1 pseudogene is annotated in these 380 nt (G+C 50.5%); it reads left to right on the forward strand.

Annotated features, from left to right (window positions below):
* Nucleotides 1-313: 313 nt before the first annotated feature.
* Nucleotides 314-380 (forward strand): annotated as a pseudogene (locus tag R5H23_RS16940) (single-stranded DNA-binding protein); the annotation flags it as partial.

Here is a 380-nt window from a genome sequence, read left to right on the forward strand (position 1 = left end):
GCTTGACGGCCTGTCCCGTCGCCCGTCTTGGCCGGTGGCAGGATGGGCTCAGGAAAACGCCACCTCCCTTCCACTCTCGTCGCCGTCAATGTGCTCGCCGCACGGGCAGGATGGGTCTAGGAAAACATCAAATACTCATTGAGTAATCAACAAGTAAAACCGCTTTTTCTTGGGCTTTATTTCCTCGGAAATGGCGGTTTTCTGCCGTTTTTCGTTGACTGAGACCAAGTAAAAACCTAATATCTATTCATGGACAGAGGCAATAGCGCCGAACAAGTCCAGTCGATACGTTCCCTAATTCTTGGAGGCTCTCATGGCTGGTTCCGTTAACAAAGTCATTCTCGTTGGCAACCTTGGTAAAGACCCGGAAGTCCGCAATA

It is taken from the genome of Gluconobacter sp. GP1 (assembly GCF_032913585.1).
GTDB classification, from domain to species: domain Bacteria; phylum Pseudomonadota; class Alphaproteobacteria; order Acetobacterales; family Acetobacteraceae; genus Gluconobacter; species Gluconobacter cerinus.